At 50.5% G+C, this 25,563-nt stretch carries 27 protein-coding genes, 1 tRNA gene and 1 pseudogene; 21 read left to right on the plus strand and 8 right to left on the minus strand.

What is annotated here, in order from left to right; genetic code table 11:
• Nucleotides 1–239 precede the first annotated feature (239 nt).
• From IPL71_RS00005 to IPL71_RS00015, 3 genes are read right to left on the minus strand one after another with little or no spacing between them, the layout of a single operon-like run.
• Nucleotides 240–2,027 carry a M3 family oligoendopeptidase gene (locus IPL71_RS00005; RefSeq protein WP_345317925.1) on the minus strand — a complete coding sequence of 596 codons (1,788 nt, stop codon included), beginning with the start codon at nucleotides 2,025–2,027 and terminating at the stop codon, nucleotides 240–242.
• 59 nt (nucleotides 2,028–2,086) lie between these two features.
• Nucleotides 2,087–2,566 carry a DUF933 domain-containing protein gene (locus IPL71_RS00010; protein ID WP_345317926.1) on the minus strand — a complete coding sequence of 160 codons (480 nt, stop codon included), beginning with the start codon at nucleotides 2,564–2,566 and terminating at the stop codon, nucleotides 2,087–2,089.
• Nucleotides 2,563–3,150, minus strand: a complete 588-nt coding sequence (locus tag IPL71_RS00015; RefSeq protein ID WP_345317927.1) for a GTPase — start codon at nucleotides 3,148–3,150, stop codon at nucleotides 2,563–2,565. The genes IPL71_RS00010 and IPL71_RS00015 overlap by 4 nt, the downstream gene beginning before the upstream one ends.
• A gap of 54 nt (nucleotides 3,151–3,204) precedes the next feature.
• On the opposite strand from IPL71_RS00015, the gene IPL71_RS00020 reads away from it, so the two are divergent.
• The 12 genes and pseudogenes from IPL71_RS00020 to IPL71_RS00075 all read left to right on the plus strand — a co-directional run bounded on the left by IPL71_RS00020 (nucleotide 3,205) and on the right by IPL71_RS00075 (nucleotide 13,764).
• Nucleotides 3,205–3,287, plus strand: a tRNA-Leu gene (locus tag IPL71_RS00020).
• 334 nt (nucleotides 3,288–3,621) lie between these two features.
• A pseudogene (locus IPL71_RS00025) lies at nucleotides 3,622–4,870 on the plus strand (glucose-1-phosphate adenylyltransferase).
• An 85-nt stretch (nucleotides 4,871–4,955) separates the two neighbouring features.
• Entirely contained in the window at nucleotides 4,956–5,204 is a 249-nt protein-coding gene (locus IPL71_RS00030) for a hypothetical protein (RefSeq protein WP_345317928.1), read from the plus strand.
• The gene (locus IPL71_RS00035) at nucleotides 5,201–5,932 is read left to right on the plus strand and encodes a DUF6754 domain-containing protein (RefSeq protein WP_345317929.1); all 732 of its coding nucleotides are present in this window, start codon (nucleotides 5,201–5,203) and stop codon (nucleotides 5,930–5,932) included. Before IPL71_RS00030 ends, IPL71_RS00035 begins: the two co-directional genes overlap by 4 nt.
• A complete protein-coding gene (locus IPL71_RS00040) occupies nucleotides 5,932–6,552 on the plus strand; it encodes a hypothetical protein (protein WP_345317930.1) in 621 nt (206 codons plus the stop codon). The genes IPL71_RS00035 and IPL71_RS00040 overlap by 1 nt, the downstream gene beginning before the upstream one ends.
• The gene (locus IPL71_RS00045) at nucleotides 6,552–7,544 is read left to right on the plus strand and encodes a hypothetical protein (RefSeq protein WP_345317931.1); all 993 of its coding nucleotides are present in this window, start codon (nucleotides 6,552–6,554) and stop codon (nucleotides 7,542–7,544) included. The genes IPL71_RS00040 and IPL71_RS00045 overlap by 1 nt, the downstream gene beginning before the upstream one ends.
• Before the next feature lie 69 nt (nucleotides 7,545–7,613).
• Nucleotides 7,614–9,584: a hypothetical protein gene (locus IPL71_RS00050; protein WP_345317932.1), complete on the plus strand. Its 1,971-nt coding sequence runs from the start codon at nucleotides 7,614–7,616 to the stop codon at nucleotides 9,582–9,584.
• 1 nt (nucleotide 9,585) lies between these two features.
• Nucleotides 9,586–10,275 (plus strand): hypothetical protein, encoded by a 690-nt coding sequence (locus IPL71_RS00055; RefSeq protein ID WP_345317933.1) that lies wholly within the window; start codon nucleotides 9,586–9,588, stop codon nucleotides 10,273–10,275.
• The gene (locus IPL71_RS00060; protein ID WP_345317934.1) at nucleotides 10,275–12,032 is read left to right on the plus strand and encodes a glutamate mutase L; all 1,758 of its coding nucleotides are present in this window, start codon (nucleotides 10,275–10,277) and stop codon (nucleotides 12,030–12,032) included. The genes IPL71_RS00055 and IPL71_RS00060 overlap by 1 nt, the downstream gene beginning before the upstream one ends.
• Before the next feature lie 3 nt (nucleotides 12,033–12,035).
• The gene (locus IPL71_RS00065) at nucleotides 12,036–12,851 is read left to right on the plus strand and encodes a hypothetical protein (protein ID WP_345317935.1); all 816 of its coding nucleotides are present in this window, start codon (nucleotides 12,036–12,038) and stop codon (nucleotides 12,849–12,851) included.
• A 76-nt stretch (nucleotides 12,852–12,927) separates the two neighbouring features.
• Nucleotides 12,928–13,089, plus strand: coding sequence for a hypothetical protein (locus IPL71_RS00070; protein ID WP_345317936.1), 162 nt, complete (start codon nucleotides 12,928–12,930; stop codon nucleotides 13,087–13,089).
• Between the two features lie 99 nt (nucleotides 13,090–13,188).
• On the plus strand, nucleotides 13,189–13,764 hold the full coding sequence (locus IPL71_RS00075) for a hypothetical protein (protein WP_345317937.1): 576 nt from the start codon (nucleotides 13,189–13,191) through the stop codon (nucleotides 13,762–13,764).
• Nucleotides 13,765–13,886: 122 nt separating this feature from the next.
• Here IPL71_RS00075 and IPL71_RS00080 read toward each other — a convergent pair whose 3' ends face one another.
• From IPL71_RS00080 to IPL71_RS00090, 3 genes are all read right to left on the minus strand, one after another.
• A complete protein-coding gene (locus IPL71_RS00080; RefSeq protein WP_345317938.1) occupies nucleotides 13,887–14,177 on the minus strand; it encodes a hypothetical protein in 291 nt (96 codons plus the stop codon).
• Between the two features lie 16 nt (nucleotides 14,178–14,193).
• Complete coding sequence (locus IPL71_RS00085; RefSeq protein WP_345317939.1) at nucleotides 14,194–15,654, minus strand: phosphoglucomutase/phosphomannomutase family protein; 1,461 nt, start codon at nucleotides 15,652–15,654, stop codon at nucleotides 14,194–14,196.
• Nucleotides 15,655–15,715: 61 nt separating this feature from the next.
• Nucleotides 15,716–16,000 (minus strand): hypothetical protein, encoded by a 285-nt coding sequence (locus IPL71_RS00090; protein WP_345317940.1) that lies wholly within the window; start codon nucleotides 15,998–16,000, stop codon nucleotides 15,716–15,718.
• Between IPL71_RS00090 and IPL71_RS00095 the strand changes: the two genes are divergently transcribed.
• Nucleotides 15,990–16,307, plus strand: coding sequence for a hypothetical protein (locus tag IPL71_RS00095; protein WP_345317941.1), 318 nt, complete (start codon nucleotides 15,990–15,992; stop codon nucleotides 16,305–16,307). The genes IPL71_RS00090 and IPL71_RS00095 overlap by 11 nt on opposite strands.
• On the opposite strand, the gene IPL71_RS00100 is transcribed toward IPL71_RS00095, so the two are convergent.
• Nucleotides 16,308–17,099: a DUF389 domain-containing protein gene (locus tag IPL71_RS00100; RefSeq protein ID WP_345317942.1), complete on the minus strand. Its 792-nt coding sequence runs from the start codon at nucleotides 17,097–17,099 to the stop codon at nucleotides 16,308–16,310.
• A gap of 178 nt (nucleotides 17,100–17,277) precedes the next feature.
• Between IPL71_RS00100 and IPL71_RS00105 the strand changes: the two genes are divergently transcribed.
• The 7 genes from IPL71_RS00105 (at nucleotide 17,278) to IPL71_RS00135 (ending at nucleotide 23,805) form a co-directional block, all read left to right on the plus strand.
• Entirely contained in the window at nucleotides 17,278–18,741 is a 1,464-nt protein-coding gene (locus IPL71_RS00105) for a hypothetical protein (RefSeq protein ID WP_345317943.1), read from the plus strand.
• 211 nt (nucleotides 18,742–18,952) lie between these two features.
• Nucleotides 18,953–19,408, plus strand: coding sequence for a hypothetical protein (locus tag IPL71_RS00110; protein WP_345317944.1), 456 nt, complete (start codon nucleotides 18,953–18,955; stop codon nucleotides 19,406–19,408).
• 4 nt (nucleotides 19,409–19,412) lie between these two features.
• Entirely contained in the window at nucleotides 19,413–19,742 is a 330-nt protein-coding gene (locus tag IPL71_RS00115; protein WP_345317945.1) for a hypothetical protein, read from the plus strand.
• 291 nt (nucleotides 19,743–20,033) lie between these two features.
• A complete protein-coding gene (locus IPL71_RS00120) occupies nucleotides 20,034–21,653 on the plus strand; it encodes an AAA ATPase domain-containing protein (RefSeq protein ID WP_345317946.1) in 1,620 nt (539 codons plus the stop codon).
• 111 nt (nucleotides 21,654–21,764) lie between these two features.
• Entirely contained in the window at nucleotides 21,765–22,385 is a 621-nt protein-coding gene (tmk, locus tag IPL71_RS00125) for a dTMP kinase (RefSeq protein ID WP_345317947.1), read from the plus strand.
• Nucleotides 22,382–23,125, plus strand: coding sequence for a type I methionyl aminopeptidase (gene map, locus IPL71_RS00130; RefSeq protein ID WP_345317948.1), 744 nt, complete (start codon nucleotides 22,382–22,384; stop codon nucleotides 23,123–23,125). Before tmk ends, map begins: the two co-directional genes overlap by 4 nt.
• An 8-nt stretch (nucleotides 23,126–23,133) precedes the next feature.
• The gene (locus tag IPL71_RS00135; RefSeq protein WP_345317949.1) at nucleotides 23,134–23,805 is read left to right on the plus strand and encodes a Type 1 glutamine amidotransferase-like domain-containing protein; all 672 of its coding nucleotides are present in this window, start codon (nucleotides 23,134–23,136) and stop codon (nucleotides 23,803–23,805) included.
• Nucleotides 23,806–23,942: 137 nt separating this feature from the next.
• On the opposite strand, the gene IPL71_RS00140 is transcribed toward IPL71_RS00135, so the two are convergent.
• Entirely contained in the window at nucleotides 23,943–24,515 is a 573-nt protein-coding gene (locus IPL71_RS00140; RefSeq protein WP_514130732.1) for an LOG family protein, read from the minus strand.
• A gap of 126 nt (nucleotides 24,516–24,641) precedes the next feature.
• On the opposite strand from IPL71_RS00140, the gene IPL71_RS00145 reads away from it, so the two are divergent.
• Nucleotides 24,642–25,547 (plus strand): DnaJ C-terminal domain-containing protein, encoded by a 906-nt coding sequence (locus tag IPL71_RS00145; protein ID WP_345317951.1) that lies wholly within the window; start codon nucleotides 24,642–24,644, stop codon nucleotides 25,545–25,547.
• The last annotated feature ends 16 nt before the right edge of the window (nucleotides 25,548–25,563 follow it).

Below are 25,563 nucleotides of genomic sequence, written 5' to 3' on the forward strand. Positions count from 1 at the left end.
TGTTATCCATGCTGTCCTTTCATTTGTTTTCTGGTGAGATTTCAAAATAAGCACCCAACTAGATTTTATACAACAATTCCGCAGTATAACATCATATATACCCCGATCAAAAGCCGCTCTGAAAAGAGCGGCTTTTGATTGATCTTATTTCTTCTTCGTATTCACTTTGACGGGTTTGGCTTTCTTCACAACCGCCTTTTTACCCTTCGAGACAGCTTCGCTAGTCAGGGCAGCGCTTTTTACTTCTCCTTTTTCTTCCCGCCAACCGGCATTTTCTCCAACTCGCTGACCAGTTTCTCCAGCACGTCGAATCCGCCCTGCCAGAATTTCGGGTCGCGGATGTTAATGCCTGCTTCCTCAAGAATTTTCGCGGGCGCTTCAGAGCCGCCAGCAGAAAGGATCTTAAGGTAGCGCGGCTTGAACGAGTCACCTTCGATCTTGTATTGCTGATACAACGAGAAGACCAGTAACTGTCCAAAAGCATAGGCGTAGACATAGAACGGCGTGTGATAAATATGCGGAATGGAAACCCATTCCCATTTGAATTCATCGCTCAGTTCGAGGGAATCGCCGAATTGTTCCTTCAGGTTTTCCATATACGCGGCGCATAGTTCATCCACAGAAGCATTCTTCTGGATCATGTCATGCGCCTGCTTTTCGAACATCGCAAAATAAGACTGGCGCATGATGGTCGCGTACGCATCGTCCACTTGCTTGAAGAGGATGTCACGGCGCACGGCTTCATCTGTTTCCTCGGCCAGCAGTTTGTCGGTGAACATCATCTCGCCAAACGTGGATGCCGTCTCTGCCAACGGCAGGGATGAATGGAAGGTGAACGCGCTATGATGTGAAGCCAGCATGGAATGGATCGCATGTCCCAGCTCGTGAGCCATCGTGGCCACATCGCGCGCATTGCCTTGATAGTTTAACAAAACATAAGGCGTCATCTCAGGCACCACCGACCAGCAGAACGCGCCGTCACGCTTGCCCTTGCGCACTTCACTGTCCACGCGGCTTTCGTCAAATACACGGCGTGCCAGGTCACCGACCTTCGGATCGAACGCGCTGAACGAATCGAGCACCATGTCTGCGGCCTTGCCGTATTCATATTTTTTGTCCGAACCAGCCACGGGCGCGTACACATCATAGCGACGGAGTTTCTTCACGCCGAGCGCCTTTGCCTTTAGTTTGAAGTAACGCTGGAACACACCTGCATTTTTACGCGCAGTTTCAAGCAATGCATTCACCGCTTCATTGGGAATGTCATTTGCCAGATTGCGGGCAGCGAGCGGATCGCTGAATTTACGCAGTGAAATATTCTCGTTGTGCCAGTCACGCGCAAGAGTCTGATACATCTGCCCGAGGATCGGTCCCGCTTCACCGTACACGCGATACAGTTCCTGATACGCGGCAGCACGCAATTTCGAGTCGCCGCCTTGCGCAAAGCGCATCAATTGTCCACGGGTGAGTTCCTGAGTTTTACCTTTTACTTTTAATTTATAAACATACAGACTGGTGATCGAGTCATAGAGTGTGGTCAGCGAATTTACGCCGGTCACATTTTTCAGGTTGACAACTTTCTCCTCCGCCTCACTCAGCGTGTGCGGTTTGAAGAGTCGCATGGCTTCGAGATAATAGCGATAATCGCCTGAAGCATCCATCAAACGTTTGGCGTTGGTTTCATCCAGTTCCTTCCACCATAGGTTGAAAAATAAAGTGCGGTTTTCGATCTCTGCCAGAAATTGTTGCGCGCGTGATTGCAGGGAATGCGCGGCCTGATCCTGTGTGTTGGCCGTGAAAGACAACCCGGCAAAGGAATATAGTTTATTCGCAATGCGGTTCATGTCTTCGCTGACCTGCATCACCTGCATAAATTGTTCAGATGAAATTTCAGGAGTCAGTTTTCCGCGCACGCCTTCAAACGATGAAACCTGCTCTTCGATCATGTCAAATGCATTTTCCAACTCGGCGCTTTCATAACCCGGATACAGCGGAGCGAGGCTCCATTTTGAAATTTTATATGCCATGATATTCTCCTTTTGTAAATTAAAAAGACAGCCGCCTGCATGGTGACTGTCTCTTTTTTTTATAAACTGGATCGGACGTGCATGATATCGCCGTCCTTAACCAGATATTCCTTGCCTTCGAGTCTAAACTTGCCTTTGGCCTTCGCTTCATTCATCGACCCTAAGCTGATCAAGTCTTCGTAGGCAACCACCTCCGCCCGAACAAATCCACGCTGCAAGTCTGTATGAATTTCAGCAGCAGACTCGGCGGCTGTGGCACCGCGCTTGGTTGTCCACGCGCGCACCTCATCTTCACCGACGGTAAAGAAGGTTTGCACCTGAAGTAGATCATAAGACAGGTTGATCATTCTGTTCAAGCTTAATTCTTTAATGCCGTATTCTTCCATAAAGACAGATGCATCTTCCGCGCTGAGTTGGGCAATTTCCATTTCAAGTTTACCCATCAAGGAAACACTCGCATGATCGAGCTTGCCCTGCGCGTCCGGTGCGGTCTGTCCTTCGCCCATATTGAAGACCGTTAAGATCGGCTTGCGAGTCAACAGGCCATAACTTGCCAGTTCTCTTTTTCATCATTTGTAAATTCCAAACTGCGTAATGGTTTGTTATCTGAAAGAGCGGCATTCAGTTTTTCAAATAATTCTGTATTACGCGCATTGAGTGTTTTATCGGTGCCGCCTTTTTTGCGTTCATCGGCCAGCTTCTCAAGTTTTCTTTCGACAGCGATCAGATCGTTGAGCAGGAGTTCGGTCAACATGCTGTCGGCATCGCGCATTGGGTCCACGCTGCCGCTGGGGTGCATCACGTTCTCGTCGGTAAATCCGCGCACCACGAGGATCAAGCCTTCCATCTGGTTGAGTTGATTCAACAGCTGCCCGGAAATGCCGCTTTTGGCCGAACCAGCTTCCAGTCCGGCAATATCCGCGTATGTCACTTTGGTGTAGATGGTTTTCTTCGGCTTGAACATATCCGAGAGCAGAGTCACGCGCGGGTCGGGGACGTCCACAACTGCGGTGTGAACTTCAATGCGCCCGGCGGATGCTGTGGTGGGGGTGTTGCCGCGGGTGAGGGCGTTGTAAATGGTGGTTTTTCCAGATTGGGGTAATCCTATAATTCCTAGTTTCATGCTTGACCTTATCAGTGAGAGTTTGTTATACTTGCGGGCGCTCGACAAACCAATGCCGAAGTGGCGGAATAGGCAGACGCGCACGACTCAAAATCGTGTTCCCAACGGGAATGAGGGTTCGATTCCCTCCTTCGGCACAGCCACAAAAGTACCCGAAACGGTATTATACACGAACGTCCTCTCGCTTTGAGAGGACGTTCGTGTTATATCAGTTGACAGCCCAATTTTCAAATTGTAGAATTGCGTTACAGGCAACTGCCTCTGCCATAAAACGTATGTGTTTATAAATTTATCGTATCGTTTTCTTTGGAGGTATACACCATGAAACTATATTTACTCTTTGCGGTCATCGACCTGATGCTTTTGCTGATCTACCCAATTGTCTATATAATTCATCGAATACGCAAATTGATGGGTTCAAAACATTAGCAAGTTGTCAAAAAAACAGTAAAATATTTCCAGGAGGCTCTTATGCCATCATTAAACGATGTCCTGGCTGTGATCTTGGGTGGAGGTCGCGGTGCACGTTTATACCCGCTTACACAAATGCGCTCGAAACCGGCAGTTCCAATTGCTGGCAAGTATCGTCTTATTGATATTCCAATTAGCAACTGTATTAACTCGGGGATCTTTCGTATCGCAGTGCTAACCCAGTTTAATTCCGTCTCCCTGCATCGTCACATTACGAATACTTATGATTTTGACGCCTTCCATACCGGATGGGTGCAGATCTGGGCCGCCGAGCAGACCATCGAAAGCGCGGACTGGTATCAGGGCACAGCTGACGCGGTTCGCAAGCAAACGCTTGAGATCCAATCCAGCGGCGCAAAGAATGTGTTGATCCTCGCCGGCGATCATCTCTATCGCATGGATTACAAGGCGATGGCTGAGTATCACTGGGCGAATAAAGCCGACATCACTGTGGCAGTTCAACCTGTGCCGCGTGAAGAAGCGTCGCGTTTTGGAATCTTAAAACGTGAGGACCGATGGCAAAATCTCCTCTTTTGTCGAAAAACCAAAAGATGTGGCAACTCAGGATAAATTCATCAGCCGTGATGACAAGGCGCGTCCATTCCTTGGCTCGATGGGAATTTACATGTTCAAGACGAAAGTCTTAATGGAATTGCTGGCAAACTTCCCGAACCATCACGATTTCGGCAGCGACATTATTCCCGAAGCGATCAAGTCTCATAAAGTTTATGGCTTTGATTTTGACGGCTACTGGCAGGACATTGGAACGATCCGCTCTTTTTATGAAACCAACCTGGCGCTGACCACACCGGAAACTCCATTCAACTTTTACGATCCAAAACTGCCGATGTATACAGACAGGCGTTTCCTACCCGGTTCGATCATTGAAGACAGCAAACTGCGCGATGTGTTGATCGCGGAGGGCAGCCGTATTCTTAAGTCTGATATTACGCATTCGATCATTGGCATCCGCAGTCAGATATCATCAGGTTGTATCGTCAAAGACAGCATCATGATGGGCTCCGATTACTATGAACGCGGTGAAGAAGGTCTGCCGATCGGCATCGGTGCGAACAGTCACGTTGAAGGAGCCATCCTGGATAAGAACGTACGCATCGGTGAGAACGTGGTCATTCGTCCCTTCCCGCGCAATACCGATATTGATAATGAGAAATGGTATGTCCGCGATGGGATCGTTGTCATTCCTAAAGATATGGAGATTCCCGGCCGGGACAAAGATCACACCTGACTAACAGGAATATTTTGAACTGCAACCTGTTTGTTATCATTCTTTACGCGCGGGTCAACATTAAATTATGCTATACTCGCAATATATGAAGTCATCGCGCGAATACTGGCCGCGCTGGGCAGAAACCCTGCGTCATTATCAACTTAACAAATTAACCGCCTCGCTCCTCGAAGCAGGAAGTCCTCTTGCTTTGCTTGGAGCGCAGGCGCTTTATTTTGGACGGGGGCTTATTGAGAACGATCAATTAACAGCATTGGCAAATACACTGGAAGAGGAAACCGAAGCGCGCGCATTTGCTTCCTTTCTTACCCATCAGGAGCAGGCGTCATTATGATCGAATTGATCATCCTCGTTGTTAGCGCTTTTCTTTTTCTGGTGATCACGATCTGGAAGCGTAAATCTCCTGCAAAAATACGCGAGATCGCAGCGTTGACGAATTTACATCGTGTGCTCGGACTCAGCGTGGAAGATGGCACGCGTATGCACGTCTCACTCGGCAGCGGAAGTTTGCTCAATGCGCGCGGCGGCTCCGCTTTGGCCGGGCTTGCGATGCTGCGGCACATTACAGAGCAGACCTCTGTGAGTGATAAACCTTCCGTGGCATCTGCGGGTGACTCTGCGCTTGGGTTGCTGGCGCAGGATACTTTACAGGCAGGATATCAGGCGGCAGGTGTGGAGGAGTTATACATTCCCACGACTGGCCGTGTGACGGGGTTGAGTCCTTTTGGTTACGCCGCCGGCGCAATGAATATTTCAAAGAATGAAAATGTATCCGCCAATATTATGGTCGGTCGTTTTGGCCCGGAAGTGGCTTTGCTCACCGATACTTCAGATCGTGACCATGTGATCGCCATTGGAGCCAGTGATGATCTTGCGGGTCAGTCTGTATTATTTGCGAATACCCCTGATATTTTGATCGGCGAAGAATTATTTGCAATGGGCGCGTATCTCGGCGCAGGCGTTTCCCATGCCGCCAGCCTGACGGTGCAGGATATTCTGCGCTGGCTCGTGATCCTGGCCTTACTGGGCGGCGCGTTTGCCAAATTTGCGGGGATCATATAATGCGAGTCATCACTGTTTTTATTGCAGTTGTTTCAGGACTTTTGGTTCTGAGCGGATATTTCCTGACCGGGTTCTTTCCTGTGCTGGCAGATGTTCAGACTCTTTTATTAAATTGGGCGATCATTTTAATGGGTGTTGCTGCGCTGGTGGGTATATTTAATTTGATCACAGTCCATACCGATAAGATTCGCCGCCGCGAGACGGGAAGTTTTTACAGCGCGATTCTTGTTTTCTTTTTGCTGGGTACGTTTTTCCTGGGCTTGATCCTGCGTCCTGAGCATGGTTTGATGGGCGTGGTAATGAACGGAATAATCATTCCTGTTGAGGCTGCATTGATGGGACTGCTTTCCATCTCGTTGCTGTATGCAGCGATACGGTTGCTGCGCCGCCGCGCGGATATGATGAGTGTTATTTTTCTGATCGTGGCCGCGTTGGTTATGCTTGGCTCAGCCACTTTGCCTTTTGTAAACCTCCCCATTCTGGGCATCACATCACGCTGGATCACACAGGTGCTGGCTCTTGGCGGCGCGCGTGGTATTTTGATCGGTGTTGCCTTAGGCACACTGATGACCGGTCTGCGCGTTTTGTTTGGCGTTGACCGTCCTTATGGGGGCAACTAATGGCAGATTTGATCAAGTGTCCCGTTTGCGGTGAGAATAATTTTTCAGATCAGGAATTTTGCCAGTTCTGTCAATCACGTTTGCAGACTGGGGTCGATTCTTTTAAAGGATCTGATGAGGGATTTAAGCCCGGACAGGCTCCAACGAAAAAAGCAACCGCTGATCTTGAACCTATCCTCCCACAATGGTTGAGAGAAGCGCGTAGTTCCGCTCGCGATGCCGCAGATGATGATGCGGTCCGGCTGCCCGCACAGGAGACTGCGCGGCCTTCCTCTCCGCCAGATTTGTTGGCAGGGTTACAGGCGCAATCTGGCGGCGATGAAGAAGATGATACGCCGGATTGGCTGGCAAGTATCACTGGCGCTTCGCCTACTGCAAAAAAATCGCAGTCTGATTCGTCTGAGGTGCGCTGGGTTGAGTTGGGCGGCTCAAAAGATTTTGCGCAGGAAGAATCTGCGGATGAAAATGAAACACCGTCCTGGCTGGCGAATCTGGCATCTACTGGAGCGCCGTCTGCTGAAAAGGATGAGTTAACAGATTGGATGCGTGAAGCGAGCGGTTTGAAACCTTTGCAATCACAGCCTCCTGTATCGTCTGAGCCTGCTGCTGATTCAGATACGCCGGATTGGTTACGTCAAATGGCGGTGGATAGTGACGCAAAGAATAGCGGCGCTGCATTTGATGATGCAAGTCAGAATACATTTGCTGCGACTCCCGCCGATTCAGATACACCGGATTGGTTACGTCAAATGGCGGCGGATAGTGATGCAAAGAATAGTGGCGCTGCTTCGGCAGTTCACACACCACACCTGCCGCCCCGCCCGCCCGCCCCCACCAGACTGGCGTGCGGGGGGCAGAAGGGGCGGAGGAGAGCAGAAAGAGCGGCGCTGTGTTTGATGATGCAAGTCAGAATACATTTGCAGCGACTCCCGCTGATTCAGATACACCGGATTGGTTACGTCAAATGGGGGCGCATGGTGACGCAAGAATAGCGGCGCTAGTTTTGATGATAGTCAGAATACATTGCGCCCGCCGATTCAGATACACCAGATTGGCCGCAAATGGCGGCGGATAGTGACGCAAAGAATAGCGGCGCTGTGTTTGATGATGCAAGTCAGAATACATTTGCAGCGACTCCCGCCGATTCAGATACACCGGATTGGTTACGTCAAATGGGGACGCAGGGTCAAGCTCAAAGCGCTGACTCTGCCAGTTTTTCAGAAACAAGTTTCGGTGAGTCTGATGCGGGTTCTTCATCCGCAGTGGATACTCCGGATTGGTTGAAGGGGCTGGGCGCTGAAGCGTCACCCTCGGCTTTGTCATCTGATGATGATTGGTTGAAAGGTTTGCAGGCTGAAAAAGATGTGCCGTCTGCGCAGACTGAGATGCCTTCCTGGATGAAGAGTGATGAGCCTGCGGCTGCCGATGCGGGATTGCCAGCGTGGTTATCTGGAATACCAGATGCTGCGCCGGTTGAGCCGGTGGAAAATGAAAACGCTGCGCCCGCAGATGATCTTGAGTTGGGTGATATTCCAAGCTGGTTAAAAGCCGCCGCGCCGCATTCGTCTATTTTTGGTGAGACAGCGCAAGAGCCGGCAGTTGAACCTGCGCCATCTTTTGATGCGCCTGCTGATTCAGCGGATTGGCTCAATACGTTTAAGTCGATCGATACGCCACAAGCGCCCGCATTTGCAATGGATGAGCCTGTGGAAGCTGCGCCTGCGCCTCCGGCTTTTGTGCCTGACTCTCAATCAGGCGAAAACATGGATTCGCTTTTTACCGATATGCCTGATTGGCTTTCTGGTTCAGTGGATATTCCTGCCGCGAACCCTGCGCCGACACCGATGACAAATTCAGATGTGCTCGCGGCGGGTGAGTTGCCTGCCTGGGTGCAGGCCATGCGTCCGGTGGATACAGGTGTTTCACAGCTTTCTTCCACACTACTATCAAGCGATCAGACTCTTGAGTCGCGCGGTGCGCTGGCTGGTTTGCAAGGTGTTCTGCCTGCCGCCCCGGGGTACGCGCCCACGAGTAAGCCGAAAGCCTATTCGATCAAATTGCAGGCGAGCGAAGAGCAGCAGATGCACGCGGCTTTGTTGGAGCAGATTCTTGCGGCAGAAGCTGAGCCGGTTCCAATCGCTTCATATTCCGCGCTGCGCACCTCACGCAGTTTGCGCTGGGTGATCGCATTTCTTCTTTTAACAATCATTACAAGCGTGTTAGCCATGCGCACGCAAATATTTACAATGCCGGTTGGTAATACACTTGATATTAATGGCGCGTTGAACGCGATCGGGTCAATTCCTGAAGGATCACCAGTGCTGGTGATGTTTGATTATGAACCCGCCCGCGTTGGAGAAATGGAAGTGGCCGCCGCGCCCGTCTTTGACCAGATGCTCCTGCTGCGTCATCCGCGTTTGACTTTTATTTCGACCAATGAATCAGGTGCGATCCTGGCAGAGCGTTTCATTACCGGACCGTTGGCCGGGCACGGTTACGAAAGCGGAATCAGGTATTTGAATCTGGGCTACCTGCCCGGCGGACAAATGGGCATTCGCGCATTTGCGCAAAATCCTTCTGTATCTGCTCCATACGCGTTTTCTCAAAACGCAAACCTGTTCAGCACCACACTTACTCCCGCATGGACTTTGCCTCCGTTGCAGGGTGTGACTTCACTTTCACAATTTACGGCCTTGATCCTGATCACTGACAATGCTGATTCAGCCCGTGCATGGATCGAGCAAACCACATCGGCGCGCGGCACACTTCCTTTTGTGGTGATTTCCAGCGCGCAGGCCGCGCCAATGATTCAACCGTATTACACTTCACAACAAATCTCAGGCTTGGTAAGTGGTTTGTATGGCGGTGCAGTCTATGAGCAGAATAATGCCGGCCGCCCTGGCACTGCCCGAACTTATTGGGATGCGTACAGTATCGGTATGTTGCTTGCCATGGCTTTGATCCTGGGCGGCGGGTTGTGGAATTTGGCTTTAGGTCTGCGCGACCGTGCTGCGGCAAGGGAGGCAAAGTAATATGGCGATCTCTCTCGATCTGATCACCGGCGCGATAAGTTTTCTGTTCACTCTGCTTATTTTGAGTTATGTGATCGGAGATAATCCGCTTTTCAAGATTGGAACTTATATTTTTGTCGGGGTTTCTGCGGGATTTATTGCCGCGATAGCAGTCTGGCAGGTTGTGATTCCGCGCCTTGTTTCTCCCTTGATCTCCACTTCCGTCTCTATAACAGAGAAGGGATTATTGCTCGTGCCGCTGCTGGGCGCGTTATTGCTCATCATGAAAATATCTCCCCGCCTTTCCGGCATGGGACGCATCGTGATGGCTTTTTTGACGGGTGTGGGCGCAGCGGTGACAATTGCCGGAGCATTGACCGGTACGCTTATGCCGCAAGTAATGGGAACCATTAACGCTTTTGATATGGCTCCTTATCAAGGGAATGCCGGCCTTCTTCTTGAGTCGATCACCAACGGCGCGATCGTTTTATTTGGGACAATTTTTACACTCTCTTATTTTCATTTTGGTGCGCGTCCCAGAGCAGATGGCTCCATGCGCCGCCTGGGCTTGATCGAAATCTTTGCATGGGTGGGACGTGTTTTTATTGGAATTACTTTGGGTGCCATCTTCGCGGGCGTATATGCCGCCGCGTTGACCGCCCTGATCGAGCGCCTTTCGTCACTTATTAATTTCATTGGGAACTTTCTGTAATGCCTTCCTCACTCGTTGATGGTAACTCTCTTCTTGCTGTAGATGTCGGCGCGGCGAATACCCGTGCGGTCTTTTTTGATGTGGTCGAAGGCGAATATCGCTTTGTGGCATCTGGCAGCGCACCCTCCACGGCAGAAGCGCCGTTTAAGGACGTCATCGAAGGCGTGCGCGCGGCGATCTCAAATTTGCAGGCGGTCCTGGGCAGGTCACTCTTGGATGGGTCGCGCGATCTCATTACGCCGAGCCAGCCCAACGGTTCAGGTGCAGATGCGCTGGTTGTCACCTTATCCGCTGGACCAACCATCCGCACGGTGATCGTTGGCCTGCTAAAAGATGTCTCATTGGAAAGTGCGCGCCGGCTTTCTGAATCCACATATTCACGGGTTGTTGAAACCATCGGCCTGAACGACCGCCGAAAACCCGATCAGCAAATTGACAGCATTCTGCGCGCCCGGCCCGACCTGGTGGTGATCACCGGCGGAACCGATGGCGGCGCATCACGCTCGATAAAAAAATTACTTGAACCGGTTGGCCTTGCCAGTTTCTTATTGCCCGAAGAAAAACGTCCAGCCGTGTTATTTGCGGGTAATCAAAAAATGGAAGAGGCGATTAAGGAACTGCTTAAATCACAGACGGCTTCCTTGCACTTTATCCCGAATGTGCGCCCCTCGCTTGAAACGGAAGATCTTGAACCCGCACAACGTGAACTGGCGCGTATGTTCGTGAATATTCGCAAACGTCAGGTCAAAGGCGTGGAACTGCTCGATCTGTGGTCTGGTGGTCATATTTTGCCAACCGGCTACGCCACCGGGCGCATGGTACGTTTTCTCGCAAAGGTATATGGCACGAACAAAGGAATTTTGAGTGTAGATGTGGGAGCGTCCGCCACGGTTATTTCGGCGGGCTTCAAAGGCAAATCCACATTGAATATATATCCTCAATTTGGGTTGGGTGAAAATCTGACCGGCTTGCTCAATTACACGACCCTTGAAGATATTTTGCGCTGGTCTGTACTGGATATTTCCGCCGGTGTTTTGCGCGATTATCTTTATCAAAAATCTTTATACCCCTCCGCCATTTCAGCTACAAAGGAAGACCTCGCCATGTCGCAGGCGGTTGCGCGGCAGGCACTGTACCTGGCGATGCAATCTGCGCGTCGTGATTTCCCGCGGAATATTGCCAGCATCAAGCCGACTTTGACTCCGCTCTTTGAGCCAATTCTTGCCGGTGGCGGTGCATTGAGCGACGCTTCGCGCCCCGGCCAAAGCCTGCTCCTGCTTCTTGACTCACTCCAGCCTGTGGGAGTGACCACGGTCATCCTCGATCAAAATAATTTACTGCCCTTGTTGGGCGCTGCCGCTTCACAAAATAATATTCTTCCGGTGCAGGTACTTGAATCAGGCGCCTTCCTCAGTGTCGGGACAGTTGTCTCTCCGGTTGTATCTGCGAGTTATGGCACACCTGTTTTGCGCGCCAAGTTGACTTATAGCAACGGCGCCGAAGCTCGCGTGGATTTGAAATACGGCAGCATTGAAGCCTTGCCCCTCGCCAGTGGTGAAACAGGCAGCCTAAGCCTGCAATGTTTACATGGCGCGGACGTGGGCTTTGGCCCCGGGCGCGGCGGCAGTATTCCGGTCAGTGGTGGTGCGCTGGGCGTAGTCTTTGATGGTCGTGGACGTCCGCTCGATCTGCCCGCTGATGGAGTCCGTCGTCGTGAACTTATCAAAAAATGGATCTGGACTCTGGGAGGCGAATAGATCATGCAAGCGCCTGTTAATCATATTATTGGTCTTACTTCCATTGTGCGTGAAAGGCAATTGCCAATTTCCGGCACAGTCATTGCGCGTGTTGGTCAAAAGGTATCTTCGGGGGATGTTGTTGCTGAAACCAATTTGGCGCGTGAACATGTGCTTTTGGATGTCGCCCGCGCTTTACGTGTCAGTCCCACAGTGGCAGACAGCCTCGTCAAATTTAAATTGCACGATCGCATTGCAGCCAGCGCAGAGATCGCAGTTGGCAAGGGACTTTTTCCGCGCAGTGTCCGTGCTCCGCGTGAAGGGCGGGTAGTGGCCGTGGGCGGCGGGCAAGTGCTGATGGAAGTTGGCGAGACAAAAATGGAATTGCGCGCCGGTATCCCCGGCACGATCATTGAACTTCTTCCAAATCGTGGTGTGGTAATTCAGACCGCGGGCGCATTGATTCAGGGGGTATGGGGCAATGGCCGGGTCGATTCAGGTTTACTAATGAACCTGGCTGAAAAGCCCGATTCCATATTGACAGCCTCCCGTTTGGATGTGAGTATGCGCGGCACGGTCATTCTGGCGGGTATTGTTAAGGACGCAGATGCCTTGCAAGCCGCCGCAGATCTGCCGGTGCGTGGATTGATCCTTTCGAGTTTATATCCGTCTCTGCTTCAATTGGCGCGTGAGATGCGTTACCCAATCATGGTCACCGATGGATTCGGTCCGCTGCCGATGAATTCTGCTGCGTATAAATTATTGAGCACAAATGCCAAACGTGATGTAACTGTCAACGCAGAAGTATATGACCGGTATACGGGTGCGCGGCCGAGGTAATTATTCCGCTGCCGATTGCGTCAGACCCGCCTCCTCTGCGTGAGGTGGAACATTTGCGCCGGGCCTGCAAGTTCGTATGCGGCGTCCGCCCGCGTTGGGAATGATCGGTTCAATTGTCTTGCTCAAACCGGGACTAACCACCCTTCCCAGCGGTTTACGCGCCTTTGCCGCAGAAGTAAAACTTGAGAATGGTGAAACGGTGGTCGCGCCTCTCGTAAACCTTGAAGTTGTGGGATAATAATCCCGTTTGATATAAAATTTTGATGCAGTCCGTAGTGCAAAATGTTTATTATTTTTTCCTGCGGTAAACAATAACAAATAATCAGGAGAGTGCTCCATGTCTTTCGATGACAATAATTTTGATGATGCTGGCAGCGATGCCCCCCTCCCGGAGGAAGCCAACAACAATCGTACATTTTTGATCGCGGCTGGTATTTTAGGCGGGATCATTTTGATTTCGATTGCCTGTCTTGTGGGTGTATATCTATTCAACTTGCGAAATACAGGCACTGCCACCGTTGCGAATACCACCGCCACCGCCGAAGCCGCCAATGCTTTTATTGTTGAAGCGTTGACTTCCACCGCCCAGGCGGCAATTTTGCCGACCACCACATCCTCTCCTGTGCCGACTGCTGTAGTAAGTGTGCCCACCATGACCAACACCCCAGACCCAGCCTTAACAGCCGCGGCTGCTGGTGCGGGTACACCGATTGCTGCTACAGCTACCGTTGGCGCAGCCTTGACCCAGGCCGCCGCTGCACAGTTGACTATCGTCCCGACAACAACCGCTCTGGCCGGCACCGGCATTGCCGATGAATTCGGTCTGCCCGGCCTGATCGTGATGGCGCTGGCCTTTGTGATCGTGATCCTGCTTGCCCGCAGATTGCGTGTTGCGCCTGCGATAAACCGCTAAATTATTTTTCCTAAAAACAAAAACGGGACAGCGAATTCGCTGTCCCGTTTTTGTTTTTTTCTTTCTGACGGATTGACCAAAAAATACTTATGCGATGGAGAGCTATAAGACTGTTTTTTAGATCACATTCCAAAACGGCTGGGGTCCATGAGAAATAAATTATATAAGCCTGCCGCTATGCCAATTCCAAATATCAACATGGCAACGACCTTGCCGGCAGTTGTTTCTGGTTTGCCGCCAGATTCAGGGAACAGCAAAAGAACGATACCGCCGACCACTCCAATTGGACCAAAGACCGCACCTTTCATCGAGTAACTTCCTTCCGTATTCAATCGCATCCAGTTGTAATAGATGATTCCTGCGGAGGCTGCAACAATGACCAAGGAAAATAATCGAAATTTTAAATTATTCATTTGCGATCTTTGCTTTTTACACAGCGCTTTCGGCGACAGTCTTTCCGTAGGCCATCAGAGATTTGACCATCTCAGCATTTCTGCCTTCCACATATACCCGCAGGACAGGTTCTGTGCCAGAGGGGCGGATGAGCAGCCACGAATCGTCGGCCATGATGTATTTCACGCCATCCCGCTGACTGATCTCTGCCACTTTTTGGCCGCCAATTTCACTTGGTGCCTTCAAGGTCAGGAATTCGGTCATCTCGGCTTTGGCTACGGGACGGCTCAAACGCAGGTCTGCGCGTTCGTATAATGCGGGGCCGACATCTTCGAGCAGGTCGTCCACCATTTCAAAGAGGGATTTTTTCGCCTCGGCGATCATTTCCACGATCAGCAAACCCATGATCGGCCCGTCACCTTCGGGAATATGTCCCTTGAATGAGATACCGCCTGATTCTTCACCGCCGATCAACACATCTTCCTTCATCATGTAATCTGCGATGTGATTGAATCCCACCGGCGTTTCATATAATTTCAATCCATATCGTTTTGCCAGCCGGTCGATCATCCGTGTGGTTGAAACGGTGCGGACGACCGCTCCCGTCCAGCCGCGTTTTTCGACCAGATATTTTAAAGCCAGTGCCATGATCTTATGCGGATCAACAAAGTTTCCGCGCTCATCCATTGCACCGATGCGGTCTGCATCACCATCTGTTACAACACCGAAGTTCCCCATGCCCGAACTGACCGCGCTGGCAAGCGGTCCGAGATATTTAGCGATCGGCTCAGGATGTACACCACCGAAACCCGGATTCATCTCGCCGCGAATTTCAGCGATTTCACAACCTGTGCCCTGTAAAAAGGACTTAATTACGCCGCGCCCTGAACCGTACATGGCATCCACCACAAAACGCTGGGGATTCTCTGCGATGATATCGGTGTTGATCAATTCGTGCATGTGTTCAAAATAAGCCGGCAGGGGATTAAATCGCTGGATCAATCCCGCGTCACGTGCTTTTTTGAAATCCATTAAGTTGGGACCGCGCGCCTGCTCTTCATTGTCGTTGATATACACTTCCACACGGCGGCATTGTTCAGGAAGCGCCGATCCGCCAAACGCGCCTTTAAGTTTCAAGCCGTTATATCGCGGCGCGTTATGTGAGGCTGTGATCATCATGCCTGCGATGGCGTTATTATTTTTAACTGCAAATGAAATGGCGGGTGTCGGTGAATCAGATTGTGCCAACAGCACAGTGAAACCGTTCGCGGCGAGCACACGCGCCACTTCACCCGCAAAGCGATCTGAAAGAAAGCGTGTGTCGTAACCGACCACGATCTTGTTTTTGTCGGGAACCTGACCACCGTTCGCAGATTTATCCCAATGGTCAGAAGCCACAGCGTCTGCGATGGCTTGTGTCACAATGCGAAGATTATCAAATGTAAAACTGTCTGAGATGACAGCGCGCCAGCCGTCGGTACCGAAATGAATAGGCATATATGTTTTTTTCTCCAGTTAAAAAATTACATCCTGAGCGGAGCCGAAGGATGTTGCAATATTATGGTACAGGTGTTACACCAACTGTGGGAGTGACCGAGGGTTCAAAGTTTGGTTCAGGTGTGGCGTAATTTACAACAGATTCCAAAAGCCAGCCTTCAATGCGTTGACCATCACGTGTTACGAAAACATGGATCCACGTAATATCGTTAACCAGACGGAAGTCCGGGTAGACCTCTACAATCGTACCGTTATCCACCGTCAATAAATATTTCCCATTGGGGGTTTGGCGTAGATTCGCGCCGCCGCCTTCATCCGCGCCCACTGTGCCGAGAATGGGCGTCACACTGGCAGTGGATGCGAGTGTTGGTGTTTGGCTTGAGGTCGCTGTGGCCGATGCCAAAGTTGGCGAACTGGTTGCAGTCGTTAAGGAAGCGGTTGCTGTCACGGGGTTTGTCACAGTGATCGTGATGGTTCCATCAGGCGTGACGGTTATGATCTTTGGTGTGTTTGAAGGGCGGGGACTGCTCGTTGTTGTTGCTGTCAGGCTTGGGGTTAAGGATGGAAGCGCGGTAGGCTGCGTCGTCATTGTAGATGTGGGAATGGAAACCGCGCTCGCTTCTGACGTCGGATGCCTGTTCCCATTAAAATGATCATGATCCCCGCGAAGAGCAGGAGTGTGATTCCACTGACGAAGATTCCTGAGTCGTTGGGCGGAGCCTGATGGCAAAGAGTGTTAATAACCCGAGTGTGCTTGCCAATGCAAAGTGGACGACGAAAACCAAAATGCCTTGCGGCCAGATACCCGGCACCCCCGAACCGAGGCCAAAGCCGCCGGCGTTGATCGGTAAATAAAATGCGTAGGCGATGATGACGCTTGGTAAAAAGGGTTTGTCTTCAGAGCGCGCAAAGGATGCCACCAATGTGATCGCGCCAATGGCAAGCACACCGAGCGCTGGAGGCCATAAGCGCGTGTGAATAAAAACGTTGGTAAAGGTCATCGGTAGAAACAGGCGCGCAGCAAAGCCTGTCAGCAGGCCGCCGAGAAAAACGATGACACCGCTGATCAACAGCGCCATTAATGTTTCAAATAGAAAACGCGGTGAGCCGGTTAAAAGGGCCAGCAAAAAGCCCACCCAGGGAGTCATGAGTGGCGTGACGAGAATGCCGAGCAAAAGCACAGCCTGTGAGTCGAGTAAAAATCCAAGACCGAGGATCGCACCGCATACCAATGAAAAAACAAATAATTCAAGGGATGGATAGGCGCGGCGTGAAAGCGCGGAAATAAGCGCGGCTTGACCTTCGGCATCAGCAGGGAACATTTCGCGGCGGTTGGCGCGTCTACGGCGGCTGCGCGCGGCGGCTGCGGCTGCGTTGGCATCCTGCACCGGAGGCAGCTGGGGTGTTGGGTCAGAGGGGATGATCGGATCGTCGGAAAAGGACATAAGGTTTTTTTCTGGAGTGCGGGAGATTGCTCCCGCGTTTTGTATTTAATTACGATATTCCATTATACAGGGGATGGATGGAGAGCGGGAGGTGAAAATTGTTGCGGTTATACGGTCTGTCCGAAAAATCTTTATGGTAATATATTTGCATCTTCCCTGATTTAAGAAAACCATGCAGATGAAAAAACTTCACGCGTACTCAAAACAGAATTGGGTATTCCTGCTATTGTCCATGCTTTTTATTGGCTGGGCGCTGGCGTTTATTTATCATTCCTCTTATGCAGCCATGGATGGGCGGCGCTATTTCAACCTCTTTGATGATGCCATGATCTCCATGCGCTACGCGTGGAATTTTGCCCATGGAAATGGACTGGTTTGGAATATCGGTGAGCGCGTGGAAGGATACACCAATCTGCTGATGACTTTATTGATGTCACTCGCAGCGCTGTTTTTTGACAAACGTTACGCGGTACTGGTCATTCAATTAACAGGGATTTTCTTCGTGCTTGGCACGGCATTTTTTGCCCTGAAAATTTTTGAGCTCATCAGGAGCAAAGAAAAAGTTTTCACGCGTTATTTGTTGTTTGCCGCAGTCTTATTGTATTATCCTTTGAACTATTGGTCTTTGCTGGGTATGGAAACCGGTTTGCTGGCATTTTTACTCAGTGCAGGTGTGCTGTGTTCATTGCTATACGTTGAAAAACTGGAAGCCAGATATCTCTGGTTCATGTCCGTTAGTTTTGGCTTATGTTATCTCACGCGCAATGATTCCCTGCTCTTTGCTGTGTTGGCTTTTCTATATTTAACGCAAACGCTGAAAAATGGACGAAGGTTTATATATGCATTTTTCGCGGCCGGATTTATATATGGTCTGTTTGTGATCGGTCAAACCGTATTCCGCTACGCTTACTATGGAGAGATGCTGCCCAATACCTATACCTTGAAACTGGTGGGTATGCCGCTGTTTGAGAGAGTACGAAACGGCTGGGGATTCGTCCAGCCGTTTTTGAAAGAGACCGGTTTTGTGCTGCTGCTTGCTTTTGCCGGGATATTTTTTAAAGTCTCGAAGCCAAAAGTATATCTCTTTGTTTTTTTCTTGATCTCCATTGGTTATCAAATCTATGTCGGCGGCGACCCGTGGAATTATTGGCGCATGATGTCGCCAACGATGCCTTTTTTGTTGATCCTGTTTGTATTGGCTTGTGATGCGATATTGACTAAAACCCCTCAAATAAAAGGTTCCGCGTATAACGGTTTGCTTGCGATATTGATCTTTGGCGGCTTACTGCAAGCAGACTTCCGCTTTTTGCGTGAGATGTCACTTGTTGATTATCCCTTCGATAACGAAGCTGCGCGCAAGCACGTGGATGAAGCGATAGCCATCAATGCGGTGACCGATGAAAATGCGTCCATTGGTGTTTTTTGGGCGGGCACTCTCCCTTATTATGTCGATCGTGTTGCGCTGGATTTTCTCGGCAAGTCTGACCCATACATTGCCAACCTGCCGCCTGACCTTTCCGGGCAGATCGCCTGGAATGGGATGAACAGCGTCCCGGGGCATAATAAGTATGACCTGAATTACTCGATCAAGGAATTACGCCCCACCTATGTGCAGGGACTTGAGTGGGGCTCCAAAATTTGAGCGTTTGGGGCGAAGAGTATTATGTGCGTGTTAAATAAAAATGTCTGGTTATTTTGTTAAAAGATTCCCTCCCATGTGGATTGGGGAAAAGTAAAATAACAGGCGACCCGGTCATTTCATTTGCGTATGTTTACAGAATGGAAAAGGAAAATATCATGAACGAACCTCGTGTGTACAAGAACTCCCCATTTTTATTTGGCCTTCTGTTTTAATGTTTGCTATTCTTTTGTCCGCGTTCTTCTTTGCCGCCGGTGATTCTGATCCTTCAAATTTAATGGTGATGATTCCTTTCGCGCTGTTGTTCGTTTTTCTTTTTATATTTCTCGTAGTTCGAGCCACAGCCCAGACAATTATTTCAGAGGATGAAATTTCCACCAAAACTTTACTGGGCACAAAGTCGCTGCGCTGGAGCGAAGTCAGCCGTGTTTCGGGCAGGGGATATGCCATTAAATTACATAATTTTGATGGAGATGTGACGGTGGCCCCCGCCACACAATTGCCCGGTTACGACGAGGTCGTTAACTGGATTGGTATGAAACGTCCCGATCTATTCAGTCCGCTGGAATATGCTGAAATGAAAAAAAATTGGGCAGGCACGATCATTTTTTCGATGGTCGGTCTATTTTTGCTGGCTGGCCTGGGCTTTTGCGCTTACACAAGCGGGTGATATATTGGCCCCGTTTCTGGTATTTGTCGTATTTGGGTTGATCTCTGTTGTCTCAGTATTTACCACCCCGCAATCTGTGACAATTCAAGGAGATACGATTGTCATTGATTATCTCTTCAATCAAAAAACCTTCAGCGCAAAGGAAATATCTTCCATTGACCTGCGTTACACCCAAACCCGAAATGGCAGGAATTATTTCGTTGCTGTCACTTTGCTGAATAGAAAGGCCATTCATCTTTCCGGGTTTACTCTCAGTCTGCCGGTAATTTGTCTGGTGCTTAGAAATTGGCACAAGAAAAGCACCTCTGTGAGTCAGGCATTTCAACGAAATTAACACAAGCCTTTAATTTTTCGTTAATGACTACACTGCTATAATAGGTCTGCACGTGACGCCAATTTAACGTCAGGGCTGCGGGCAAGCCCGACGCGTGAAACGTGACACTCCCTTAATAGGCGGTACTCTACTATGCTCAACTACATTCTTCTCTAACCAAATCCCCGTATATCGCGCAGGCAGTGGACGCTTTGCGTACGCGATGCAAGTATTTTCTTTCCTCTTTCTCCTTTCCTTTTTATATAAAAGTGTGTCCTTGATAAACGACACTTTCAATCTGGTACCTTAACTATGACTCAACATCGAATTACAGACGATCTGGAAGCACTTCTTGACGTTCTCCCGCTGAATATCCGCCGTGCGGTGGAAAAGGCGAATAACAGTGAAAAGCTGTTGGAGATCGTCATTGACCTGGGCCGTGTGCCCGCTGCGCGATTTGTGGAAGGCGAGATCGTCCTTTCTGAAAAAGAGATCGCGCGCCCCGACATTGATCACATCACGGAACGCATCGGCACTTTTGATGCCGATAATCGCGCCGGCATGGAGCGCACACTTCATCGCATCTCGGCCATTCGCAACCGGCTCGGTGCAGTGGTGGGACTCACCTGCCGCGTGGGCCGCGCTGTTTATGGCACCGTGGATATCATTCAAGACATTATCGAATCAGGAAAATCCGTGCTGATCCTTGGGCGGCCTGGTGTTGGCAAAACGACTCTCTTGCGTGAAGCTGCCCGCATTCTCGCGGAGAACAAACGCGTCGTTATCGTGGATACATCCAACGAGATCGGCGGTGACGGTGATGTGCCGCATCCTGCCGTGGGACGTGCGCGCCGTATGCAAGTCAGCCAGCCCATGCTGCAGCATGAAGTGATGATCGAAGCGGTTGAAAATCACAACCCTGAAGTGATCGTCATTGATGAAATTGGCCGCGAGCTTGAAGCCGCCGCCGCCCGTACGATTGCCGAACGCGGTGTGCAGTTGATCGGCACGGCGCACGGACAAACCCTCGATAATCTTTTACTCAACCCAACTCTCAGCGATCTGATCGGCGGCATCGAAGCGGTCACACTTTCAGATGAAGAAGCCCGCCGGCGCGGCACGCAGAAAACAGTGCTTGAGCGCCGCTCGCCCCCGACCTTTGATGTCGTGATCGAAATCCAAACCCGTGATCGTTTCGCGGTGCATCTTGATATTTCTGCCTCGGTGGATTCACTCCTGCGCGGCATTCCTGTGCCGCCCGAATTACGCACGCGCGATGCCGAAGGGAAGATCGTGATCGAGAAAACCGCACCCGCTCCAAAGTCCAAGATGGAAGCGCGGGAAGTGGTCAAGGCTCCCCGTCGTGGACGTCAATCCACGGATCCGGCTTCGGGGAAAGCTGATCCCGTTATCGAAGGGCAGACTCCAACACCCAATCAGACTCCGCCCATGCTGACAGCGCCTTTGCAAACGGTGCGCGTCTTTGCCTATGGCGTGGCTCGCAACAGACTCGCGCAAGCCGCGAAAAGACTCGGCGTGCCCGCTGTGATCGTAACCGACGTGGAGGAAGCTGACGCGCTCGTCACCCTGCGCACCTATTATCGTAACCGTGAGCAAACGGTGATGGATGCCGAACATCGCGGACTGCCCATTTATGTTTTGCGCGCAAACACCGTGGCGCAAGTGGAACAGTTCCTCGGCGATCTATATAACCTGAGCGAGCAGCAACATCCGCGTGACAAGATGGATGGCGTACGCGAAGAAACACAGCAGGCCATCTCCGCTGTCCTCAACGGCGAGCGCTGGGTGGACCTTCCGCCCGGCACTTCACTGGTTCGCAGAATTCAACACGAAATGGCGCGCAACGCAGAGTTGGTCAGTCACTCATACGGCAAAGAACCACGCAGGCATGTGAGAATTTTTAGGGAATAGACCACGGACGACAGACCGTTGACCGTGGATGGTGGTCTATTGTCCACCGTCCACGGTCTTTTGTTACAATAAACCGCAGAAAAATATTCCAGGAAAGAAATTCCAAACACCATGTTTATCACACTCGAAGGCCCTGAAGGCTCCGGCAAAACATCACACATCCCCTACCTCGTGGAATATCTGCGCGAGCAGGGACACACCGTATTCCCCACTCGTGAACCGGGCGGCACGACCATCAGCGAACAGATTCGCGATATTCTGCATGATCTGAAAAACGCCGAAATGCACCCGCGGACAGAAACCCTGCTCTATCAGGCCGCGCGCGCGCAGATCGTGGAACAGGTCATCAAGCCGCGTTTGGCAGTGGGCGAGATCGTCATCTCTGACCGCTATTATGATTCAACGATTGCCTATCAAGGCTACGGACATCAACAGGATCTGGAACAAGTCCGCGGGCTGGTGAAATACGCCACCGGCGGCTTAACTCCCGACCTGACGATTTTGCTTGACCTCGATATTGAAGTCGGCTTGAAGCGCAAAGTTCAAAATGAAATGGAATGGAATCGCATGGATGCCTACACCGTTGAATTTCATCAACGCGTACGCCGCGGCTATCTCGAACTGGTCAAACAGGAACCGCAACGCTGGGTCGTGGTCAACTCAGATCAAAAGTGGGATGATGTGCAGGCGGAGTTGAAGAAAGTCATTATTAAAGGATTGAACAAAAAATGATCGTCGAATCAGAGAACGATATTAAACATTTAAAAGCCATCGGCCACATTTGCGCCATGACGTTAAAGACAATGATGGAAAGCGCCAAACCCGGCATGACCACCGGCGAACTGGATGACATTGGATTGAAATTTCTTGAAAAAGAAGGCGCGCGCTCCGCACCGATGGCGATGTATCACTTCCCCGGCGCCACCTGCATCAGCGTTTCGCCGATCATCGCGCACGGCATCCCCGGTGACCGCGTCATGCGCGAAGGCGATCTGATCAACATCGATGTCTCCGCTGAAATGAACGGCTACTATGGAGATACCGGCGCTTCGATGGTGCTCGCCAAACACGTGCCCGAATATGAAAAAATGTTGGCCGCTGCCCGATCCGCGCTGGAAAAAGCCGTGAGCGTGGCCCGCGCCGGTAATCCGCTTAACTTGATCGGCAAGACCATTCAAGAGGAAGCCAAACAACACGGATACGGAGTCATCTTTGATCTGACCGGACACGGCATCGGATATAAACTGCACGAGGAACCGACCGAAGTTTTCAACTATTTCAAACCGAAAGACGATCGCATTCTGACCGAAGGACTGGTTCTGGCCATTGAGCCTTTCCTCACCACCGGCAAAGGACATGTCCACGAAGAACGCGATGGCTGGTCCCTGCGGACAATCGACCGCACCATCGCCGCTCAATTTGAGCACACGGTCATCGTCACCAAAGATGAACCGATCATTCTGACCATATAAAAAACATAATGCCAAACCTCCATCTCTTTTCATCTCCAGGCAGAGACGACATTCGCTATATTATCGAAGCCAGCCGCCCGTATCTGGAAGATAAACCCGAAGCGACTGTGGCTTATATTCCACTGGCTTCGTTGTATGCAGAAAGATGGCAGGCGGATACAGAAGATGCCTTTCGCAAACTGGCGCGGCTTGAAACGATCAACGCAGAGACTATGTCCTTAACTGTGATGGAGGATATTATCCGCCGTGCTGCGCTGGTGTATATTCCGGGCGGAAACACATTTTTATTAAATCACCGTCTGCACGTCAGCCGGTTGATGCTCTTCCTGCGTAAGAAAGTATTGGCCGGTTTGCCTGTTGTGGCCTTCAGCGCCGGCGCCACCTTGTGCGGACCAAACATCCTGACCTCCAAAGATATGAACACGGTTGAAACGTCACATTTTGAAGGGTTGAATGTATCTCCCTTTAATTTCTCGCCGCATTATCCATTGGATGCATACGGTCAATCTGTAAAAGATGACTGGCTTTCAGATTATCATTTCTTTCACGACAACCCCGTTATTATGTTGTCTGATGATGCCCATGTTAAAATGGATGGGAAAAAGACAACCCTTGTCCGCGGGGAAGCGTGGATCTTGCGTAAAGGTGAAGATAAGGAAAACTTGTGGAAGGTAAATTAATCACTTTATAGAATCATCATTTCGCGATTCTGAGTCCATCAGCTTGCTGATGAAGAGAATAAAAAAGCTGCCGCAGAGTCAACTCTGCGGCAGCTTTCTTTGGATGCGAACTGGAATTTTATACGTTCCGGTCTTTTTTATTGATCTTCTTTCAGCCATCGTTTGACCGCATCGTGTGGATGCTTATATTTTTCCATGTCACCCAATAATTTAAGCGGGTCAGTGTCGCAGAACACGGCTGTGCGATGTTCCGGGTAAACGAATCCCTCGGCAACAGCGTGAGACAGCGGATTGTAATACTCGCGCACGTTGAGCATACCCACCGGTTTTTCGTGTGCTCCGGTCTGCGCCCAGGCGATGGTTTCAAAGAGTTCATCCCAGGTGCCGAATCCGCCGGGCAGGGCAATGTATCCATCCGCAAGCTCGTGCATGCGCGCCTTGCGTCCATGCATATCAGGAGCCACTTCCAGACGGGTGAGGCCAGTGTGAGCCAGTGCAGGGGTATTCATGGAGGGAATGATGACGCCGATCACTTCTCCGCCTGCTTCCATGGTTCCATTTGCCACGGCGCCCATTAAGCCTGTTTTGCCGCCGCCATAGATCAGATGGATTCCTTTTTGAGCCAGCAGGTTTCCGAGCTGACGCGCAGCGTTGAGATAGTCCGCATGGACAGAGTCAGAAGACCCACAAAAAACACATATTGATTTCATCATCCACTCATCTTTTCTTTTTAGAATAATTTTTGCAACTGTATCACAAAATAGACAGGTTAGAGTTGTGTTAGTGTGTCCTTTGGGCGCTTGACTTGCCAATTACGCGGTGATAACAATAGGATTATGGACTACAAAGACTACTACAAAATCCTTGGTGTGGAACGTAAATCCAGCGCTGATGAAATTCGTACGGCATATCGCAAACTTGCCATGCAGTTTCACCCTGATAAAAATCCCGGCGATAAAAAAGCCGAGGATAAATTCAAGGAGATCAACGAGGCGTATCAGGTTTTAAGCGATGATAAAAAACGCGCCCGTTACGATCAACTTGGGAGCGCATATTCCGACTTCCGTACGAAAGGCGGACGGCCGGGTGATTTTCAATGGGACGATTGGTTCCAGCAGCAACAAGGGTCACAACGCGGTTATGGAAATGCGGGAGATCCATTTGCCGGCGCTGGCGGTAATTTTTCAGATTTCTTCCGTTCGATCTTTGGTGAGGCTGTCCGCTCTTCTGCGCGCAATCAGGCGATGCAACAACAGCAGGGATATCAACAGGAAGTGGATATCTCTTTTCAGGAAGCCTACGAAGGCACCATGCGTCAGTTACAAACCAATGGACGCAAGTTACAGGTGCGCATCCCTGCCGGGGTGAAGACAGGTTCCAAAGTTCGAGTGGCAGGTGCGGGTCCCGAAGGACTCGATCTCTATTTGATCGTAAATATCACAGATGAGAGTCTGTTTGAGCGCGAAGGTCAGGACCTTTATACGACATCCGCATTAAGTGTTTTTACAATTATCCTGGGCGGCGACACAGAAGTGGAAACGCCCACGGGCAAGGTCAAGTTAAGTATTCCCGCCGGTACGCAAGTTGATCAGGTATTTCGTCTGGCCGGGCGCGGGATGCCGCATTTGAAAAACGCAAATACAAAGGGCGATCTTTTTGTGAAACTAAAAGTACAAATTCCAAAATACCTGTCGTCCAAACAGATAGAATTAATCGAAGAAGCATCCCGTATAAAGTTTTAAAAGTTGATAGGAGTAT

It is taken from the genome of Candidatus Villigracilis proximus, from assembly GCF_016717045.1.
Classification (GTDB): Bacteria; Chloroflexota; Anaerolineae; order Anaerolineales; family Villigracilaceae; genus Villigracilis; species Villigracilis proximus.

Bases quoted from the DNA above. Each gene is read 5' to 3' on its own strand.
- IPL71_RS00045 (WP_345317931.1), top strand. From the start codon at position 6,552: ATGGCAGATTTGATCAAGTGTCCCGTTTGCGGTGAGAATAATTTTTCA.
- IPL71_RS00120 (WP_345317946.1), top strand. From the start codon at position 20,034: ATGACTCAACATCGAATTACAGACGATCTGGAAGCACTTCTTGACGTT.
- IPL71_RS00145 (WP_345317951.1), top strand. From the start codon at position 24,642: ATGGACTACAAAGACTACTACAAAATCCTTGGTGTGGAACGTAAATCC.
- tmk (WP_345317947.1), top strand. From the start codon at position 21,765: ATGTTTATCACACTCGAAGGCCCTGAAGGCTCCGGCAAAACATCACAC.
- IPL71_RS00040 (WP_345317930.1), top strand. From the start codon at position 5,932: ATGCGAGTCATCACTGTTTTTATTGCAGTTGTTTCAGGACTTTTGGTT.
- IPL71_RS00095 (WP_345317941.1), top strand. From the start codon at position 15,990: ATGGGCGTCACACTGGCAGTGGATGCGAGTGTTGGTGTTTGGCTTGAG.
- IPL71_RS00110 (WP_345317944.1), top strand. From the start codon at position 18,953: ATGTTTGCTATTCTTTTGTCCGCGTTCTTCTTTGCCGCCGGTGATTCT.
- IPL71_RS00070 (WP_345317936.1), top strand. From the start codon at position 12,928: ATGCGGCGTCCGCCCGCGTTGGGAATGATCGGTTCAATTGTCTTGCTC.
- IPL71_RS00065 (WP_345317935.1), top strand. From the start codon at position 12,036: ATGCAAGCGCCTGTTAATCATATTATTGGTCTTACTTCCATTGTGCGT.
- map (WP_345317948.1), top strand. From the start codon at position 22,382: ATGATCGTCGAATCAGAGAACGATATTAAACATTTAAAAGCCATCGGC.
- IPL71_RS00135 (WP_345317949.1), top strand. From the start codon at position 23,134: ATGCCAAACCTCCATCTCTTTTCATCTCCAGGCAGAGACGACATTCGC.
- IPL71_RS00080 (WP_345317938.1), bottom strand. From the start codon at position 14,177: ATGAATAATTTAAAATTTCGATTATTTTCCTTGGTCATTGTTGCAGCC.
- IPL71_RS00005 (WP_345317925.1), bottom strand. From the start codon at position 2,027: ATGGCATATAAAATTTCAAAATGGAGCCTCGCTCCGCTGTATCCGGGT.
- IPL71_RS00015 (WP_345317927.1), bottom strand. From the start codon at position 3,150: ATGAAACTAGGAATTATAGGATTACCCCAATCTGGAAAAACCACCATT.
- IPL71_RS00075 (WP_345317937.1), top strand. From the start codon at position 13,189: ATGTCTTTCGATGACAATAATTTTGATGATGCTGGCAGCGATGCCCCC.
- IPL71_RS00050 (WP_345317932.1), top strand. From the start codon at position 7,614: ATGGCGGCGGATAGTGACGCAAAGAATAGCGGCGCTGTGTTTGATGAT.
- IPL71_RS00035 (WP_345317929.1), top strand. From the start codon at position 5,201: ATGATCGAATTGATCATCCTCGTTGTTAGCGCTTTTCTTTTTCTGGTG.
- IPL71_RS00140 (WP_514130732.1), bottom strand. From the start codon at position 24,515: ATGAAATCAATATGTGTTTTTTGTGGGTCTTCTGACTCTGTCCATGCG.
- IPL71_RS00105 (WP_345317943.1), top strand. From the start codon at position 17,278: ATGAAAAAACTTCACGCGTACTCAAAACAGAATTGGGTATTCCTGCTA.
- IPL71_RS00100 (WP_345317942.1), bottom strand. From the start codon at position 17,099: ATGTCCTTTTCCGACGATCCGATCATCCCCTCTGACCCAACACCCCAG.
- IPL71_RS00055 (WP_345317933.1), top strand. From the start codon at position 9,586: ATGGCGATCTCTCTCGATCTGATCACCGGCGCGATAAGTTTTCTGTTC.
- IPL71_RS00030 (WP_345317928.1), top strand. From the start codon at position 4,956: ATGAAGTCATCGCGCGAATACTGGCCGCGCTGGGCAGAAACCCTGCGT.
- IPL71_RS00085 (WP_345317939.1), bottom strand. From the start codon at position 15,654: ATGCCTATTCATTTCGGTACCGACGGCTGGCGCGCTGTCATCTCAGAC.
- IPL71_RS00060 (WP_345317934.1), top strand. From the start codon at position 10,275: ATGCCTTCCTCACTCGTTGATGGTAACTCTCTTCTTGCTGTAGATGTC.